Source organism: Streptomyces aculeolatus (genome assembly GCF_020400605.1).
Taxonomy (GTDB): domain Bacteria; phylum Actinomycetota; class Actinomycetes; order Streptomycetales; family Streptomycetaceae; genus Streptomyces; species Streptomyces aculeolatus.
This window is the reverse complement of record NZ_JAINRD010000031.1, coordinates 57,989-73,604: the sequence shown is the minus strand read 5'-3', so window position 1 is coordinate 73,604 and position 15,616 is coordinate 57,989. Positions and strand designations below refer to the sequence as shown.

Annotated in this window: 16 protein-coding genes; 13 read left to right on the top strand and 3 right to left on the bottom strand. The window is 74.4% G+C overall.

Going from position 1 to position 15,616, the window contains the following annotated elements; genetic code table 11:
- Positions 1-43 precede the first annotated feature (43 nt).
- The gene (locus tag LG396_RS35060) at positions 44-1,207 is read left to right on the top strand and encodes an ABC transporter ATP-binding protein (protein WP_037743675.1); all 1,164 of its coding nucleotides are present in this window, start codon (positions 44-46) and stop codon (positions 1,205-1,207) included.
- A gap of 239 nt (positions 1,208-1,446) precedes the next feature.
- On the opposite strand, the gene LG396_RS35055 is transcribed toward LG396_RS35060, so the two are convergent.
- The gene (locus LG396_RS35055; protein WP_225797811.1) at positions 1,447-2,508 is read right to left on the bottom strand and encodes an SAM-dependent methyltransferase; all 1,062 of its coding nucleotides are present in this window, start codon (positions 2,506-2,508) and stop codon (positions 1,447-1,449) included.
- Positions 2,509-2,602: 94 nt separating this feature from the next.
- On the opposite strand from LG396_RS35055, the gene LG396_RS35050 reads away from it, so the two are divergent.
- On the top strand, positions 2,603-3,832 hold the full coding sequence (locus LG396_RS35050) for a sensor histidine kinase (RefSeq protein ID WP_225797810.1): 1,230 nt from the start codon (positions 2,603-2,605) through the stop codon (positions 3,830-3,832).
- Between the two features lie 93 nt (positions 3,833-3,925).
- Positions 3,926-4,600 (top strand): response regulator, encoded by a 675-nt coding sequence (locus LG396_RS35045; RefSeq protein ID WP_018839293.1) that lies wholly within the window; start codon positions 3,926-3,928, stop codon positions 4,598-4,600.
- A 20-nt stretch (positions 4,601-4,620) separates the two neighbouring features.
- Here the strand turns inward: LG396_RS35045 and LG396_RS35040 are convergent, their stop codons facing one another.
- Positions 4,621-5,709, bottom strand: a complete 1,089-nt coding sequence (locus LG396_RS35040) for a DUF5937 family protein (protein WP_026276563.1) — start codon at positions 5,707-5,709, stop codon at positions 4,621-4,623.
- Between the two features lie 147 nt (positions 5,710-5,856).
- Entirely contained in the window at positions 5,857-7,092 is a 1,236-nt protein-coding gene (locus LG396_RS35035) for a threonine aldolase family protein (RefSeq protein WP_225797809.1), read from the bottom strand.
- 155 nt (positions 7,093-7,247) lie between these two features.
- Here LG396_RS35035 and LG396_RS35030 point away from each other — a divergent pair, with 155 nt between their 5' ends.
- The 10 genes from LG396_RS35030 to LG396_RS34985 all read left to right on the top strand — a co-directional run bounded on the left by LG396_RS35030 (position 7,248) and on the right by LG396_RS34985 (position 15,477).
- A complete protein-coding gene (locus tag LG396_RS35030; protein WP_225797808.1) occupies positions 7,248-8,156 on the top strand; it encodes a Rossmann-like and DUF2520 domain-containing protein in 909 nt (302 codons plus the stop codon).
- A 12-nt stretch (positions 8,157-8,168) separates the two neighbouring features.
- The gene (panC, locus tag LG396_RS35025; RefSeq protein WP_225797807.1) at positions 8,169-9,134 is read left to right on the top strand and encodes a pantoate--beta-alanine ligase; all 966 of its coding nucleotides are present in this window, start codon (positions 8,169-8,171) and stop codon (positions 9,132-9,134) included.
- Entirely contained in the window at positions 9,131-10,870 is a 1,740-nt protein-coding gene (locus tag LG396_RS35020) for an L-aspartate oxidase (RefSeq protein ID WP_225797806.1), read from the top strand. The genes panC and LG396_RS35020 overlap by 4 nt, the downstream gene beginning before the upstream one ends.
- A gap of 32 nt (positions 10,871-10,902) precedes the next feature.
- Entirely contained in the window at positions 10,903-11,919 is a 1,017-nt protein-coding gene (nadC, locus tag LG396_RS35015; RefSeq protein WP_225797826.1) for a carboxylating nicotinate-nucleotide diphosphorylase, read from the top strand.
- Positions 11,920-12,717, top strand: coding sequence for a type III pantothenate kinase (locus LG396_RS35010; RefSeq protein WP_018839285.1), 798 nt, complete (start codon positions 11,920-11,922; stop codon positions 12,715-12,717).
- A gap of 94 nt (positions 12,718-12,811) precedes the next feature.
- Positions 12,812-13,636 carry a hypothetical protein gene (locus LG396_RS35005; protein WP_263979967.1) on the top strand — a complete coding sequence of 275 codons (825 nt, stop codon included), beginning with the start codon at positions 12,812-12,814 and terminating at the stop codon, positions 13,634-13,636.
- 163 nt (positions 13,637-13,799) lie between these two features.
- Entirely contained in the window at positions 13,800-13,970 is a 171-nt protein-coding gene (locus tag LG396_RS35000; protein WP_018854367.1) for a hypothetical protein, read from the top strand.
- A gap of 121 nt (positions 13,971-14,091) precedes the next feature.
- Positions 14,092-14,496, top strand: a complete 405-nt coding sequence (locus tag LG396_RS34995; protein ID WP_018839282.1) for a BlaI/MecI/CopY family transcriptional regulator — start codon at positions 14,092-14,094, stop codon at positions 14,494-14,496.
- Positions 14,497-14,511: 15 nt separating this feature from the next.
- A complete protein-coding gene (locus LG396_RS34990) occupies positions 14,512-15,030 on the top strand; it encodes an amino-acid N-acetyltransferase (protein WP_018839281.1) in 519 nt (172 codons plus the stop codon).
- Positions 15,031-15,150: 120 nt separating this feature from the next.
- Positions 15,151-15,477: a histone-like nucleoid-structuring protein Lsr2 gene (locus LG396_RS34985; RefSeq protein WP_018839280.1), complete on the top strand. Its 327-nt coding sequence runs from the start codon at positions 15,151-15,153 to the stop codon at positions 15,475-15,477.
- The last annotated feature ends 139 nt before the right edge of the window (positions 15,478-15,616 follow it).

The window sequence follows — 15,616 nt, the reverse complement described above, 5'->3', positions numbered from 1 at the left end:
TCCACTGACACCGGGGGCCCCGGGCGGTGCAGAATGAGGAAACATGATCCGATTCGAGCACGTGACCAAGCGGTACCCCGATGGGACGACCGCGGTGAACGACTTGTCGTTCGACGTAGCCGCGGGCGAACTGGTGACCCTCGTAGGCCCGTCCGGCTGCGGCAAGACCACCACCCTGAAGATGGTCAACCGGCTCATCGAGCCCACCGCCGGCCGTATCGAGGTCGACGGGCAGGACATCATGGCCACCGACCCCGTCGAGCTGCGCCGCCACATCGGCTACTGCATCCAGAACGTCGGCCTCTTCCCGCACAAGAACGTCCTCGACAACACGGCGACCGTGCCGCACCTGCTGGGCACGCCGCGCGAGAAGCGGCTCAAGCGGGCGGCCGAGCTGCTGGACATGGTCGGCCTGGACCCGCACGAGCACGGCCGCCGCTACCCCGACCAGCTCTCCGGCGGCCAGCGCCAGCGCGTCGGCGTGGCGCGGGCGCTGGCGGCGGACCCGCCGGTGCTGCTCATGGACGAGCCGTTCGGGGCGGTGGACCCGGTGGTGCGCGAGCACCTGCAGAACGAGTTCCTCAAGCTGCAGGCGCGGATGCGCAAGACCGTGCTCTTCGTCACACACGACATCGAGGAGGCGGTACGCCTCGGCGACCGCATCGCGGTGTTCGGGACGGGCAGGATCGAGCAGCTCGACTCGCCGGCGGCGGTCCTGGGCGCGCCCGAGACCCCGTACGTGGCCGACTTCGTCGGCGCCGACCGCGGCCTGAAGCGGCTGTCGGTGACGGAGATCGAGCGCGGCGACCTGGAGCAGCCGCCGGTGGTCCGGCTGGACGACGACGCGCGGAGCGCCGCGGCGGCGCTGCGGGACGGCGGCTCGCGGTGGGCCGTCGTGCTGGACGCCGCCGGCGAACTGCACGGGTGGGTCGCCGCGGACGAGATCGCCAAGGGCGGTGCCGTGTCGGACTACGCGCGGCGGATGGACGCCTGGCTGCCGCTGGGGGCGAGCCTGAAGAAGGCGTTCGCGACGATGCTGCAGTACGACGCGGGGTGGATCGCGGTGGTGGACGACGAGGAGTCGGGGCGGTTCGCCGGCGTCCTGACGCCGGCGAGCCTGCACGAGGCGCTGCGGCGGTCGATCGACGCGGACGCGCGCGCGGTGGCGCGGGCGGAGGTGGAGCTGGACTCGCTGCCGCAGCTGTGAGGCGCTGCGGCGGGGGTGGGCTGCTGCTGGGGGAGGGGAGCGGCGGCCGTACGGGCACGGGCGCGGGCCGCGCGAGGCGGTGGCGCGTTCGGCACGGGCCGGGGTGCCTCGCCGGGCCGCAGCCTCGCCGGGCCGCAGCCGCGCCGGGCCGCGGTCGGCCTGCGCCGAGGGCCGGGTGAGCCGTGCCGGGTACCGCCGCGCCGTGCCGGGCGCCGGGCGGGCGCGCGGGGCCCGCGGTATCAGGGGAGGACCGGCTCGATTCCCACGCGGTGGGCCAGCCACGTGAAGCCCCCGAGCCCCGCGGGGTCGAGGAGTTCGGCCGCCTGTCCCGCGACGGCGAGCCGCCGCAGGTAGCCGACCGGGTCCGTCGACGCCAGGGCCAGCGGCGGCCGGCTCCCGTCGAGCCCGAGCCCCCGCAGCGCCTCCCGCTGCGACAGCAGCTGCGGCACCCCGTCCCCGGCCGGTGCGGCGGCCACCGCGTCCAGCGCCACGTGCGCCGTCACGTCGCAGCTCCCGTCCGGCACCGCGGCCACCTCCTGCCCGTCGCGGAACGCCGTCAGCGTGCCGTACGGGGGCCGGTTCGCCCGGGTGTGCGCGTAGTCCGCGGTCAGCGCCAGCCCGGCGGTGAGCGTCGTGACCGCCGCCGACCACGCGGCGTCGCGCGAGCCGCCGACCTCCGCGCGGCTGCCCGGCGGCAGGCCCGCCAGCGGCCACCAGCGGCGCAGCCACTCCGCGTCGGCGCCGCCGACGTCCGCACCCAGCTCCTCCGTGCCGTCCGCCGCGACCTCCACGTACCGCGGCACACCCCGCTCGTCCGTCTCCGCGACCTCCACCGGCACGTTGTCCAGCCATTCGTTGGCGAACAGCAGCCCGCGCACACCCTGCGGCGGCTCCGCAAGCCACGTGATCCGCTCGTCCAGCCCTTCCGGCCGCGGGCCCACCTCCACCGCGTACGCCCGCAGCCGCCCGGGCCCCTCGTACGCCGCCAGCACCCCCGTCAGCAGCTCCCCGCGCCCCGCTCCGACGTCGACCACGTCCAGCTCCGCCGGGCGCCCCAGCGCGACCGCCACCCGGCGCGCCAGCTCCGCGACCGCCGCCGCGAACAGGGGCGAGGCGTGCACCGAGGTGCGGAAGTGCGCCGCCGCCCCGGCCCCGGGCCCGCTCCTGCGGTAGAAGCCCTCCGGCCCGTACAGCGCCCGCCGCATGGCCTCCCGCCAGCGCAGCCGCCCCTCCGGGCCCTGGAGGCCCGCCGTGCCCGTCCCCGCTTCCGGGCCCTGTGCGCCCGTCCCACCGTTCTCCACAACCGCATCCTCCACCCTGCGGAGTAGATGCATCAGCCAGGGATCGCCCCGCGGACTGACTCCCGCTTACGCGCGCGTGCCTACGCTGGGTGACGTGCAACGTGTCTACGATTTCCTCCGCCGTCATCCGACGCTGGTGGACAGCTTCTGGGCTGTCTGCCTCGTCCTGATGACCGGTGCCTGGCTGATCGCCGTGGACACGGCCAATCCAGAGGACACCCCGCACGCCCCGTACTCCGACGGCGAGAAGACGATCGCGCTGGTCATCGGCATCGGCTACGCCGTCGTCGTCGCCCTCCGCCGGCGCTACCCCGAGCGCATGCTGCTCTTCGCCGGGGCGCTCGGCGTCGTACAGGTCGCCCTGGACTCCACCCCGGGCCCGGCGAACTTCGCCATGCTCGTCGTCATCTTCACCGTGGCCGCGGGCGACGTGCCCTGGGCGTCGCGGCTGGCGCTCGTCGGCGCCGCCGTCGCGCCCGTGGTCAACCAGGTGCGGTGGCCGGCGTCCGGCGAGACCGTCGTCGAGCAGACCGTCGGCCTCGCCTTTCTGACGGTCCCCTTCCTGCTCGCCTGGGTGCTCGGCGACTCGCTGCGCACCCGCCGCGCCTACTACGCGCAGCTCGAGGAACGGGCCGCCCGCCTGGAGCGGGAGCGCGAGACCCAGTCGCGGATCGCGGTCGCGGCCGAGCGCGCACGGATAGCCCGCGAGCTGCACGACGTGGTGGCGCACAACGTCTCCGTCATGGTCGTGCAGGCCGACGGCGCCGCGTACGTGCTGGACAGCGCTCCGCAGCAGGCCAAGGACGCGCTCACCACCATCTCCGGCACCGGCCGGCAGGCGCTGGCCGAGATGCGCCGGCTGCTGGGCGTGCTGCGCACCGGCGACCCGGGCGCGGGCGGCGAGTACGTGCCGCAGCCCGGCGTGGAGCAGCTGGCGGAGCTGATCGAGCAGGTGCGCGGCGCGGGGCTCACGGTCTCCTTCGAGGTGGCCGGCTCGCCGCGGGAGCTGCCGAGCAGCATCGAACTCGCGGCGTACCGCATCGTGCAGGAGGCGCTGACCAACACCCGCAAGCACGGCGGCCCCGAGGCCGGCGCCGCGGTGCGGCTGACCTACGCGGACGGCGAACTCCAGGTGCTCGTCGAGGACGACGGCCGGGGTTCGCTGCCCGAGCTGTACGAAGAGGGCGGGGCCGACGGCCAGGGGCACGGGCTCATCGGCATGCGCGAGCGCGTGGGGATGACCGGCGGCGAGCTGGACGCGGGGCCGCGGCCCGGCGGCGGCTTCCGCGTGCGTGCCGTGCTGCCACTGAAGACGGCCGCCTGACGGCCGTCCCGGCGGGCGGCTTACCGTCGGACGCGTAACCAGGCAGGAACCAAGGGCGGCCCATGCGGCCCTGATGAGAGAGAAGGGACTCACGTGACGATCCGGGTCATGCTCGTGGACGACCAGGCGCTGCTGCGCACCGGCTTTCGGATGGTGCTGGCAGCCCAGCCCGACATGGACGTCGTCGCGGAGGCGGGGGACGGCGACGAGGCGGTGCAGCTCCTCGACGTCACGAAGGTGGACGTCGTCCTCATGGACGTGCGCATGCCGCGCCTCGACGGCGTCGAGGCGACGCGGCGCATCTGCGCGGGCAAGCCGGCGGAGGCGCCGCCGAAGGTGCTGATCCTGACCACCTTCGACCTCGACGAGTACGCCTTCTCGGCCCTCCAGGCCGGCGCGTCGGGGTTCATGCTCAAGGACGTGCCGCCCGGTGACCTGCTGAGCGCCATCCGGGCCGTGCACAGCGGCGACGCGGTCGTCGCGCCGAGCACCACGCGGCGGCTCATCGACCGGTTCACGGCCGTGATGCCCGCCCCGGCGGGCGAACGGGCGCACCCGGAGCTGAAGCGGCTGACGGACCGGGAGCGCGAGGTGCTGCTGCTGATCGCGCAGGGGCTGTCGAACGGGGAGATCGCGGCGCAACTGGTGCTGTCCGAGGCGACGGTGAAGACACATGTGGGGCGGATCCTCACGAAGTTGGAGCTGCGGGACAGGGTGCAGGCAGTGGTCCTGGCGTACGAGACGGGTCTGGTACGGGCCGGAAGCTGACGCCGGCCGGTGGACCCGCCTCAGCGCAGCAGGCCCTCCAGCAGCGACCCGCCCAGCCGGGCGACCGCCGGCAGCGACAGTTCGTACTGCACGTACCGCCCGCGGCGCCGCGTGACGACGAGCCCGGCCTTCTTCAGCACGGCCAGGTGGCGCGAGACCTCCGGCGCCGTCAACTGATGCACGGCGGCCAGTTCGCCCGTCGTCGTCGGCGTCCGCGAGATCGTGCGGCACAGCCGGAGCCGCACCGGGTGCGCCAGCGCTTCCAGCCGCAGTTGCAGCGTCTCCAGCGCGGGCGACCGGGGCAGGTCCGGCGACGGTATGGGGTACTGGATCACCGGCTGCCAGCCCGGCGCGTACACCACCAGCACGTGCGGCCAGCCGAACGCGGTCGGTATGAACGTCACGCTCTCGTGCGCGACCGCCTCGCCGCTGGTCAGCTTGTCCGCGACGATGCGGACCGCGCCGTCCGCGCCCTCGTCCAGCCGCAGCGAACTCGACACGTCCGGCAGCGCCGCGGCCAGGCCCTTGCGCCGCAGCAGGTCCGTCTTGTGCCGGGCGTCCGCGGCGAGCGGGTGGCGGACCCGCTCCCACGTCTCGTCGAAGAACGCCTGCGCGCAGTCCTCGAAGAGCCGCCGCAGCCACACCCGCAGCCCGTCCGGGTCCGCGAGCATCCGCTCCACGAACGCCGCCTGCCGCGGCCCGCGGGCGGCCGCGCGCTCGACGGCGATGCGGCGGGTGACCGGGTCGGCGAGCGGGGAGGGGCTGCCGTGCTGGTACGCCGGGTTGCACACGATCTCGAACGCGGCGGTGACGAACGCGTCGTCCGGGATCCGGTCGAGCGCGTCCAGCTCCTCCGCGAGGGTCGCCCCCGGCGCGGCGGGCAGCAGGATGTCGGCCCGCCCGGCGCTCCACAGGAACTCCGCCTCGCTCAGCCGGTCCGCGAGCGCGGGGTCGAGCGCGGCCGCGGTCGCGGTCGTCCAGCCGCTCGCCCCGGGGTGGTGCGCGGGCGAGGCGAGCGCATGCAGCGCGGCGCCCAGCTCGGCGAGCGGGGAGGGCGTGAAGCCGATGCGCTCGACGGCCAGGCCGGTGATGTCGAGGGTGACGCTCATGAAGCCATGGTCGGGCACGGAACTGACAGCGCCAGGGCCGGCGGGCCCGTATCCGCGCCCACGCGCTTGGACAGAGCCCGAAACGACGGGCTCAAATTCGCCGGCAGTCAGTTGGACACCGCGGCTCGGAAGTCCGGAGTCCGCCGCTCACGAGCCCGCCGCCCCCGAACCAGCCCCCGAGCCCGTCCCCGCCCCGTCGGCCTCCGCGCCGGCGGGACCCGCGTCCCCCGACCCGGCCGCCTCCGCCGCCGCCCGCTGTACGCGCTCCACCAGCGCCCCCGCCTCCCGTGCCACGTCCTCCGCCGACCACGCCAGCCCCGGCTCCGTCACCGTGACCTCCGTCACCGACAGCCCCGGCGGGTCGCCCGGCTCCGTCCACATCCGGAACAGGCACACCCCCGTCTCCTCCGCCAGCGCCGTCCCCGCGTCCATCAGCGCCTCCGCCCCGTACGGCAGCCAGACCTGGAACTGGTGCGTGTGCGGCACCTCCGGATGCACCCGGAAGAACGGCGCCCCCGCCGCCGCGAGCCCCTCCCGCAGCGCGCCCGCGACGACCCGCGCGTGCGCCACGTACGACGGCAGCCGCGGCAGCTCCAGCTGCAGCCCCTCCAGCGCGGCCAGCGCCGCCGGCCACTGCTGGAACAGCTGGCCGCCGTACCGGTGCCGCCACGCCCGCGCCTCCTCCACGAACCCCGCGGGACCGGCCAGCGCCGCGCCGGACAGCCCGCCCAGCGACTTGTAGAACGAGACGTACAGGCTGTCCGCGAGCCCTGCGATCTCCGCCAGCCCGCGCCCGAAGTGCGTCGTGCACTCCCACAGCCGGGCGCCGTCGAAGTGGACGACCGCCTCCCGCTCCCGGGCCGCCGCGACGACCTCCTCCAGCTCCGCCCACTCCGGCAGCACGAACCCCGGCTCGCGCATCGGCAGCTCCAGCATCAGCGTCCCGAAGGGCTCGCCCAGCGCCGCCACCTCCGCCGCCGTCGCGACCCGCGGCTCGCGCGTGGGGTGGACGGCGCGCAGCCCGGTGACCACCGAGTACGCCGCGCGCTCGTGCACCTCCAGGTGGGAGAGCGGGTGCGAGGCCACGACGCTGCTGCCGGTGCGCTCCGCCCAGCAGCGCAGGGCGACCTGCTGCGCCATGGTGCCGGTGGGGAAGAACGCCGCGTCCTCGCAGCCGAGCAGTCCCGCGGTGCGCTCCTCCAGCTCGCCGACGACCCCGCCGGCGTAGACGTCGACCTGCTGGTCGAGGTCGATGCCGCCGGGCCGGGCGGTGGCGAGGCGGGCCAGGCGTTGGGAGATGGTGGGGAGGGAGGCCGAGAGGGTGTGCTCGGCCGCCGCCCACGTCGCGCGCCTACGGGTCATCAGGTCGTCCGCGTCCGTCATGGGCCCAGATCATGCCTGCGCCGCACCTCCGCCACACCGGGTTTACGCCCCGCGGCGGTGCAGAGTGCTCAGGCACACACCGACGGCCGCCCGACGCCGCAAGTACCATGAACCCGTACGTCCGGTACCCGAAGCGGACTGGAACGGAAGGCGACGTGAACCCCAGCCCCACCCCCGAGCCGCAGGAGAAGCCTGCCCGGCTCGCCGTCGGCGTGGTCGGCGCCGGCCGGGTCGGCCCGCCGCTGGCCGCGGCGCTCGCGCTCGCGGGACACCGCCCGGTCGCCGTGCACGCCGTCTCCGACGGCGCCCGCAGGCGGGCGGACGAGATGCTCCCCGACGTGCCCGTCACCGAGCCGGCCGAGGTGCTGGCCCGCGCCGACCTCGTGCTGCTCACCGTGCCCGACGACGTGCTGCCCGGCCTCGTGGAGGGCCTGGCGGGCACCGGCGCCGTACGCCCCGGGCAGCTGCTCGTGCACACCTCCGGCCGGTACGGAGCGGCGGTGCTGGAGCCCGCCACCCGCGCCGGCGGGCTGCCGCTCGCGCTGCACCCCGCGATGACGTTCACCGGCACCGCCGTCGACGTCCAGCGCCTCGCCGGCTGCTCCTTCGGCGTCACCGCGCCCGGGGAACTGCGTATGGCGGCGGAGGCGCTGGTCGTGGAGATGGGCGGGGAGCCGGAGTGGGTGGAGGAGGCGGCCCGCCCGCTGTACCACGCGGCGCTCGCCATCGGGGCCAACCACCTCGTCACGCTGGTGGCGCAGTCGATGGAGCTGCTCACCAAGGCCGGCGTCGGCGCCCCGGACCGGATGCTCGGCCCACTGCTCGGCGCCGCCCTCGACAACGCGCTGCGCAGCGGCGACGCCGCGCTCACCGGACCGGTCGCGCGCGGCGACGCGGGCACCGTGGCGGCGCACATCGCGGAGCTGCGCATCCACGCGCCGCAGGCCGTGCCCGCGTACGTCGCGATGGCCCGGGCGACGGCGGACCGCGCGCTCGCGGGCGGGCTGCTCAAGCCGGAGCTGGCCGAGGACCTGCTCGGGGTCCTCGCCGACGGAGGACGCTGAGGGACGGCGACGATGACCGCTCTGCTCGTACACCAGGCCGCGGATCTGCCGGAGCCGCCGGGGGCGCATGCGCCCCCGGAAGCGCCCGGCACCGCAGAAGAACGCCCGGCGCGCGCCGTGGTGATGACCATGGGCGCGCTGCACGAGGGCCACGCCGCCCTGGTCCGCGCCGCCCGCGCCGAAGTCGGCCCGCAGGGTCAGGTCGTGGTCACCGTCTTCGTCAACCCGCTGCAGTTCGGCGCCGGCGAGGACCTGGAACGCTACCCCCGCACCCTCGACGCCGACGTCCTGCTCGCCGGCAAGGAGGGCGCGGACGTCGTCTTCGCACCGTCCGCCGACGAGGTCTACCCGGGCGGCGAGCCGCAGGTGCGCATCAGCGCCGGGCCGATGGGGGAGCGGCTGGAGGGCGCGTTCCGCCCGGGCCACTTCGACGGCATGCTCACCGTCGTCGCCAAGCTGCTGCACCTCACGCGTCCCGACGCGGCGCTCTACGGGCAGAAGGACGCCCAGCAACTCGCGCTGATCACACGGATGGTGCGCGATCTGAACTTCCCGGTACGCATCCTCGGCGTGCCGACCGTACGCGAACCCGACGGGCTCGCCCTGTCCAGCCGCAACGTGTACCTCTCCGCGCCGGAGCGCCGCACCGCGCTCGCGCTGTCCCGCGCGCTGTTCGCGGCGCGCGAGGCGCGCGGCGGCCCGCGCGAAGCGCTGACAGCGGCACAGTCTGTGCTGCACGAGGCGGGCAGGCTGTCGCCTCCACTGGAGCTGGACTACGCCGCGCTGGTGGACCCCGCCGACTTCACGCCGCTCACGGACGGCACGACAGGGGACGCGTCCGGCACCGCGGAGGAAACGGCGGCCCCCGCGGCTCAGAAGGACGCCACCGCCCGCGAAGCCGTCCTCGCCGTGGCCGCCAGGGTCGGTGCCACCCGTCTCATCGACAACATCCGCCTGACCTTCGGAGGTGCCCGGTGACCGCGATACGGCTCGAGGCCCCCGCCCCCGGCTGGGTGCTGGACACCGACGTCGTCGTGGTCGGCTCCGGCGTCGCCGGGCTCACCGCCGCGCTGCGCTGCGCCGAGGCGGGCCGCCGGGTCGCCGTCGTCACCAAGGCCAACCTCGACGACGGCTCCACCCGCTGGGCCCAGGGCGGCATCGCCGCCGCCCTCGGCGAGGGCGACACCCCCGAGCAGCACCTCGCCGACACCCTCGTCGCGGGCGCCGGGCTGTGCGACGAGGACGCCGTACGCACCCTCGTCACCGAAGGCCCCGCCGCCGTGCGCCGCCTCATCGCCACCGGCGCCGCCTTCGACACCGACCCCGCCACCGGCGCCATCGAGCTGACCCGCGAGGGCGGCCACCACCGCCGCCGCATCGCCCACGCGGGCGGCGACGCGACCGGCGCGGAGGTCTCCCGCGCGCTGGTCGAGGCGGTGCGCGAGGCGGGGATCGAGACCGTCGAGCACGCGCTCGTACTCGATCTGATCAAGGACGCGGAAGGGCGCGCCGCCGGCGTCACGTTGCACGTGATGGGCGAGGGCGCGCGCGACGGCGTGGGCGCCGTCCACGCCCCCGCCGTGGTCCTCGCCACCGGCGGGATGGGCCAGGTCTTCTCCGCGACCACCAACCCGGCGGTCTCCACCGGCGACGGCGTCGCCCTCGCGCTGCGCGCCGGCGCGGAGGTGTCGGACCTGGAGTTCGTGCAGTTCCACCCGACGGTGATGTTCCTCGGCCCGGACGCGGAGGGCCAGCAGCCGCTGGTCTCCGAGGCGGTACGGGGCGAGGGCGCCCACCTCGTCGACGCGGACGGCGTGCGGTTCATGCTGGGCCGCCACGAGCTGGCCGAGCTGGCGCCGCGCGACATCGTGGCGAAGGGCATCATGCGGCGCATGCGCGAGCGCGGCGCCGACCACATGTACCTCGACGGACGGCACTTCGGCGCGGAGATGTGGAAGCAGCGCTTCCCGACGATCTTCGCGGCCTGCCGCGCGCACGGTTTCGACCCGGTCCACGACCTCGTCCCGATCGCCCCCGCGGCCCACTACGCCTCCGGCGGCGTCGTCACGGACCTGCGCGGGCGCACGAGCGTCCCGGGCCTGTACGCCTGCGGTGAGGTGGCCTGCACCGGCGTGCACGGCGCGAACCGGCTGGCGTCCAACTCCCTGCTGGAGGGGCTGGTCTTCGCCGAGCGCATCGCGGCGGACGTCGCCGCCGGGCCCGTACCGGAGGGGCCGAGCGCGCCGGAGGAGAAGAGCCCGCCGCTGGAGATCCCCCTCCTCCCGCCGGACGCGCGCCTCGGCATCCAGCGCGTGATGACCGCCGGAGCCGGCGTCCTGCGCTCCGCCGCCAGCCTGGACGAGGCCGCCGCCCGGCTGTGCGCGATACGCGACACCGCGCGCCCCGCCCCCGCGCCGCCGTGCGTGGAGACCTGGGAGGCGACCAACCTGCTGCTCGTCGCGCGCGTCCTCGTCGAGTGCGCCCGGCGCCGCGTCGAGACCCGCGGCTCGCACTGGCGCGAGGACCACGCCGACCGCGACGACGCGCACTGGGCCCGCCACTTCCTCGTCACCCTCAGCCCCGATCCCGTACGCGCCGGGAACCCCGAAACCCCCGCGCACTCCGAAAACCCCGAAGCCTCCGCGAACACCGCAGCCCCCGCACTCGCCGTCCGAACCACGGCCGGCACCGCCTTCCACCGGGAGACCCCGTGAGCAGCACCCCAGAGCCCCACCGACCCCAGCCCGTGGAGCTGACGCTCCTGCCCCTCGGCGGCCCGGACACCGGCGCCGGGGGCTGCGGCGACGCCTGCGGCTGCGGGGCGGGCGACGGTGACGAAGGCGCGGCGTACGGCCACGACCCCCTGGAGTGCGGCCTCGACCCCGCTCTCGCCCAGCTCCTCGTCGACGCGGGCCTCGACCCGGTCTACGTCGAGGATGTCGCCCACCTCGCCGTCGAGGAGGACCTCGACCACGGGGTGGACGTGACGACCGTCGCCACCGTCCCCGAAGACGCCGTCGCCGTCGGCGACTTCACCGCCCGCGAGGCCGGCGTCGTCGCCGGACTGCGCGTCACCGAGGCGGTGCTGTCCGTCGTCTGTACCGATGACATGGAAGTCGAGCGGCACGCGGAGGACGGCGACCTGGTCGAGGCCGGGCAGCCGCTGCTGACGGTCCGCACCCGCACACGCGACCTCCTTACTGCCGAACGCAGCGCGCTCAACCTCCTTTGCCGCCTGTCCGGAATCGCCACCTCCACCCGCTCCTGGGCCGACGCCCTGGAGGGCACCTCCGCCAAGGTCCGCGACACCCGCAAGACGACCCCGGGGCTGCGCGCGCTGGAGAAGTACGCGGTGCGCTGCGGCGGCGGCGTCAACCACCGCATGTCCCTGTCGGACGCGGCGCTGGTCAAGGACAACCATGTGGTCGCGGCGGGCGGCCTGGCGGAGGCGTTCCGGCTCGTACGGGCCGAATTCCCGGACCTGGACGTGGAGGTGGAGGCGGACACCCTGCACCAGGTCCGCGAGGCCGTCGACGCGGGCGCCGACCTCATCCTGCTGGACAACTTCACGGCGGTCGAGACGGAGGAGGCCGTCGCGCTGGTCGCCGGCCGGGCCCGGCTGGAGTCCTCCGGGCGGCTGACGCTCGACAACGCGCGCGCGTACGCGGAGACGGGCGTCGACTACCTGGCCGTGGGGGCGCTCACGCACTCCACCCCCATCCTCGACATCGGCCTCGACCTGCGCGAGGAGGGCGACGGCTAGATGCTCCTCACCATCGACGTCGGGAACACCCACACGGTCCTCGGCCTCTTCGACGGCGAGGAGATCGTCGAGCACTGGCGCATCTCCACCGACGCGCGCCGCACCGCCGACGAACTGGCCGTGCTGCTCCAGGGCCTGATGGGCATGCACCCGCTGCTCGGCGAGGAGCTGGGCGACGGCATCCACGGCATCGCCATCTGCTCCACCGTCCCCTCGGTGCTGCACGAACTGCGCGAGGTCACCCGCCGCTACTACGGCGACGTCCCCTCCGTGCTCGTCGAGCCGGGCGTGAAGACCGGCGTACCCGTGCTGATGGACAACCCCAAGGAGGTCGGCGCCGACCGGATCATCAACGCGCTGGCGGCGGCCGAGCTGTACGGCGGGCCGGCCGTCGTCGTCGACTTCGGCACGGCGACGACGTTCGACGCGGTCAGCGAGCGCGGCGAGTACGTCGGCGGGGTCATCGCGCCCGGCATCGAGATCTCCACGGAGGCGCTGGGCGTACGCGGCGCGCAGCTGCGCAAGATCGAGCTGGCCCGGCCGCGCTCGGTGATCGGCAAGAACACGGTCGAGGCGATGCAGTCCGGCATCCTGTACGGGTTCGCGGGCCAGGTCGACGGCGTGGTCAACCGCATGGCGGCGGAGCTGGCCGACGACCCGGACGAGGTCACCGTCATCGCGACGGGCGGGCTGGCGCCGATGATGCTGGCCGACTCCTCGGTGATCGACGAGCACGAGCCCTGGCTGACGCTGATCGGCCTCCGCCTGGTCTACGAGCGGAACGTCTCCACCACCTGACAGGGGCGCGCGGCAGCGGCCCGCCCACCCGCGGCGCCAGCCCGTTCCGCGCGCCTTCGCGGCATGAGTCCCCTTCAGGGCCTAAAGTCGGATTATGCCTACGCCATACGGTTCCCGAGGCGGTGTGGCGCTGAGCGCCGACGAGCTCCGCGTCGTGCGTGACGCGCTGGCCATCGCCATCGAGTCGAGTTGGGGCCTGCCCAGGCCCGCCAGGGGTGACGGGACGAAGCCGGCCGCCGCGCACGCGGTCCCGCGCGGCGCCGTCGTACGGGACTGCACGGAGCTGGCCGCGGCGCTGGACGAGGCGGCGGCCGAGGCGGACCGGATGCGCCTGTTCCACAGCGCCGACCTCGCCCGCTACCGCGCCGCGCTCCCCGGCAGCGCCTCCGGGTACGCGGAGCTGCTGCACGACGCGCTCGCCACCGGCTACGTGCCCCGGCAGGCCGACGTCGCCGCGCTGCGCGCCCTGTGCGCCGAGCCGGCGGACCCGGGCGTGGCGGAGCGCCGGCGCAGGCTGCTGCGGCGTTGTGAGGCGCTGACGGCGGCCCAGGTGCCGCCCCGCCGCCGCCCCGTGCCGACGGCGCCCGCAGGGCCGGTGGTCCCCGCCCCGTCCGCGGCGCCGAACCCGCCCCCCGTACCCGCGGCGCTCCTCCCGCGCCCCGCGCTGCGCGCCCTGCCCGGCGGCCGGGCGCCCTGGGCGGCGCAGGGGTCGGAGGAGTCGGAGCCGTCCCCGGGCGGGAAGCCGCGGAAGCCCGGCGGGCAGCCGGAGCAGCGCCCGCCCCGGGAGAACCCCCCGGACCGCCGGCCCGCGTCCCCGAACCGGCCGGTGCCCACCCCCGCCGAGGTCTTCCCGCCCCGCCGCCGCCCGGCCCCGCCCCCGGAGCACCTGCTGCGGCCGCCCGCGGCCCGTACGGCCTGACCCCGGGCCCGTACGCCGGACTCCTCCACCCGGACCGCGCCGCGCCGCTCCGGCGGCGCCGCCACCCCCTCCCGCCGACCCGCCACCCCCGCCGGGCTACGCTGGAGCCCGCGGCACCTCCGCGGCGCCCGCGCCCAGTAGCCCGCAACGATGGATGGCTCTCATGGATTACCTCTCCGCGCTGCTTCCGTCGACCGTCATGGCCGTCGCCTTCACCGTGATGATCGTGACGATCGTCAAGAACCAGGGCGGTCCCAACAAGGCCAAGGAAGACGCCGCCGTCGATGCCGCATTCGCGCAGGCCGAGGCGGCGAAGCAGAAGTCCGCCGAGTAGCGCCGGGTAACCCTAACCGCGGCGACGGGCCCGCCTCCGCCGCCGGAATCGCCACGCCCGCCGCTCCCTTCCCCGTCCCAATCGCCCCATTGTTCACGCTCCTACGGGTATTGTGCTGGGCGTGGTCCGGCCATTGGGAGAGCTCGAAGACACGGTCATGACCCGGGTGTGGGAGTGGAACCGCCCGGTCACCGTCCGGGAAGTGCTGGAAGACCTCCAGCAGGAACGCTCTCTCGCGTACACCACCGTCATGACCGTAATGGACAACCTCCACCAGAAGGGCTGGCTGCGGCGGGCACCCGAAGGCCGCGCCTATCGATATGAAGCGGTCTCCACCCGGGCCGCCTACTCCGCCGCACTCATGAACGAGGCGTGGGCCGCCAGCGACAATCCCGCTGCCGCGCTTGTCGCGTTCTTCGGCATGATGTCGCCGGCCCAGCTCGACGCGCTGCGCGATGCGCTACGCGTCGTGTCGCTGGACTCACCCGGTGACACCGAAGCCGGTGACAGCGAAGCAAGCGCGTGACGATAGCGTCAAGTCATGCCCAGCGATTCTTACGGGGTCACCATCCGGCGCGCCCGCACCTCGGATGTCCGGGCCATCCGCCGGCTGCTCGACCCCTACGTGCACCGTGACATCCTTCTCGACAAAGCCACCGTGACGCTTTACGAGGACATCCAGGAGTTCTGGGTCGCCGAGCGGGACGTGGACGCCGCCGTGGTCGGCTGCGGAGCGCTGCACGTGATGTGGGAGGACCTCGCGGAGGTGCGTACGCTGGCCGTGGATCCGGCCCGCAAGGGCACCGGCATCGGCCACCAACTCCTTGACAAGTTGCTGCACACCGCCCGCTGGCTCGGCGTCAGCAGAATTTTCTGCCTCACGTTCGAAGTCGACTTCTTCGCCAAGCACGGCTTCGTCGAGATCGGCGAGACTCCGGTGGACCAGGACGTCTACAGTGAGCTGCTGCGCTCGTATGACGAGGGCGTTGCCGAGTTCCTGGACCTGGAGCGGGTGAAGCCCAACACCCTCGGCAACAGCAGGATGCTGCTGCATCTCTGATGACGCTTTGTCCGAATCGCGAAGATATTGTTGCGCGAGTTCTCCGACAGGGTTTGAGTTTTCCGCTGAAAAGCGGTTTGCTTTCGCCAGCACACATTGTTCCGATGAAAGGGAAGCCCGGTGGCTCAGAAGGTACAGGTCCTTCTCGTCGATGATCTCGATGGCGGTGAGGCAGACGAGACCGTGACGTTCGCTCTCGACGGCAAGTCCTACGAGATCGACCTCACGACTGCCAACGCGGAAAAGCTGCGCACCGCTCTGGAGCAGTACGTGAAGAGCGGCCGCAGGACCGGTGGCCGCGCCACGAAGCGTTCCCGCGGCGGGGCGTCCGGCAGCCAGGACACGGCGAAGATCCGCGCGTGGGCGAAGGAGCAGGGTTACGAGGTCAGCGAGCGTGGCCGTGTTCCGGCGAACATCCGCGAGGCATACGAAAAGGCGAACGGCTGACGTTCAGGGTGAGGCGGTGGCAGGCTGTCGCCGCCGCGCTCACCAGCCGTACCAGATCCGGCCGGTCCGCAACCCGGTTCCGCGCCGGCACGGCACCGCCGTCCGCGTCACTCCTGTCCCCATCCGATTCGGCAGCAAC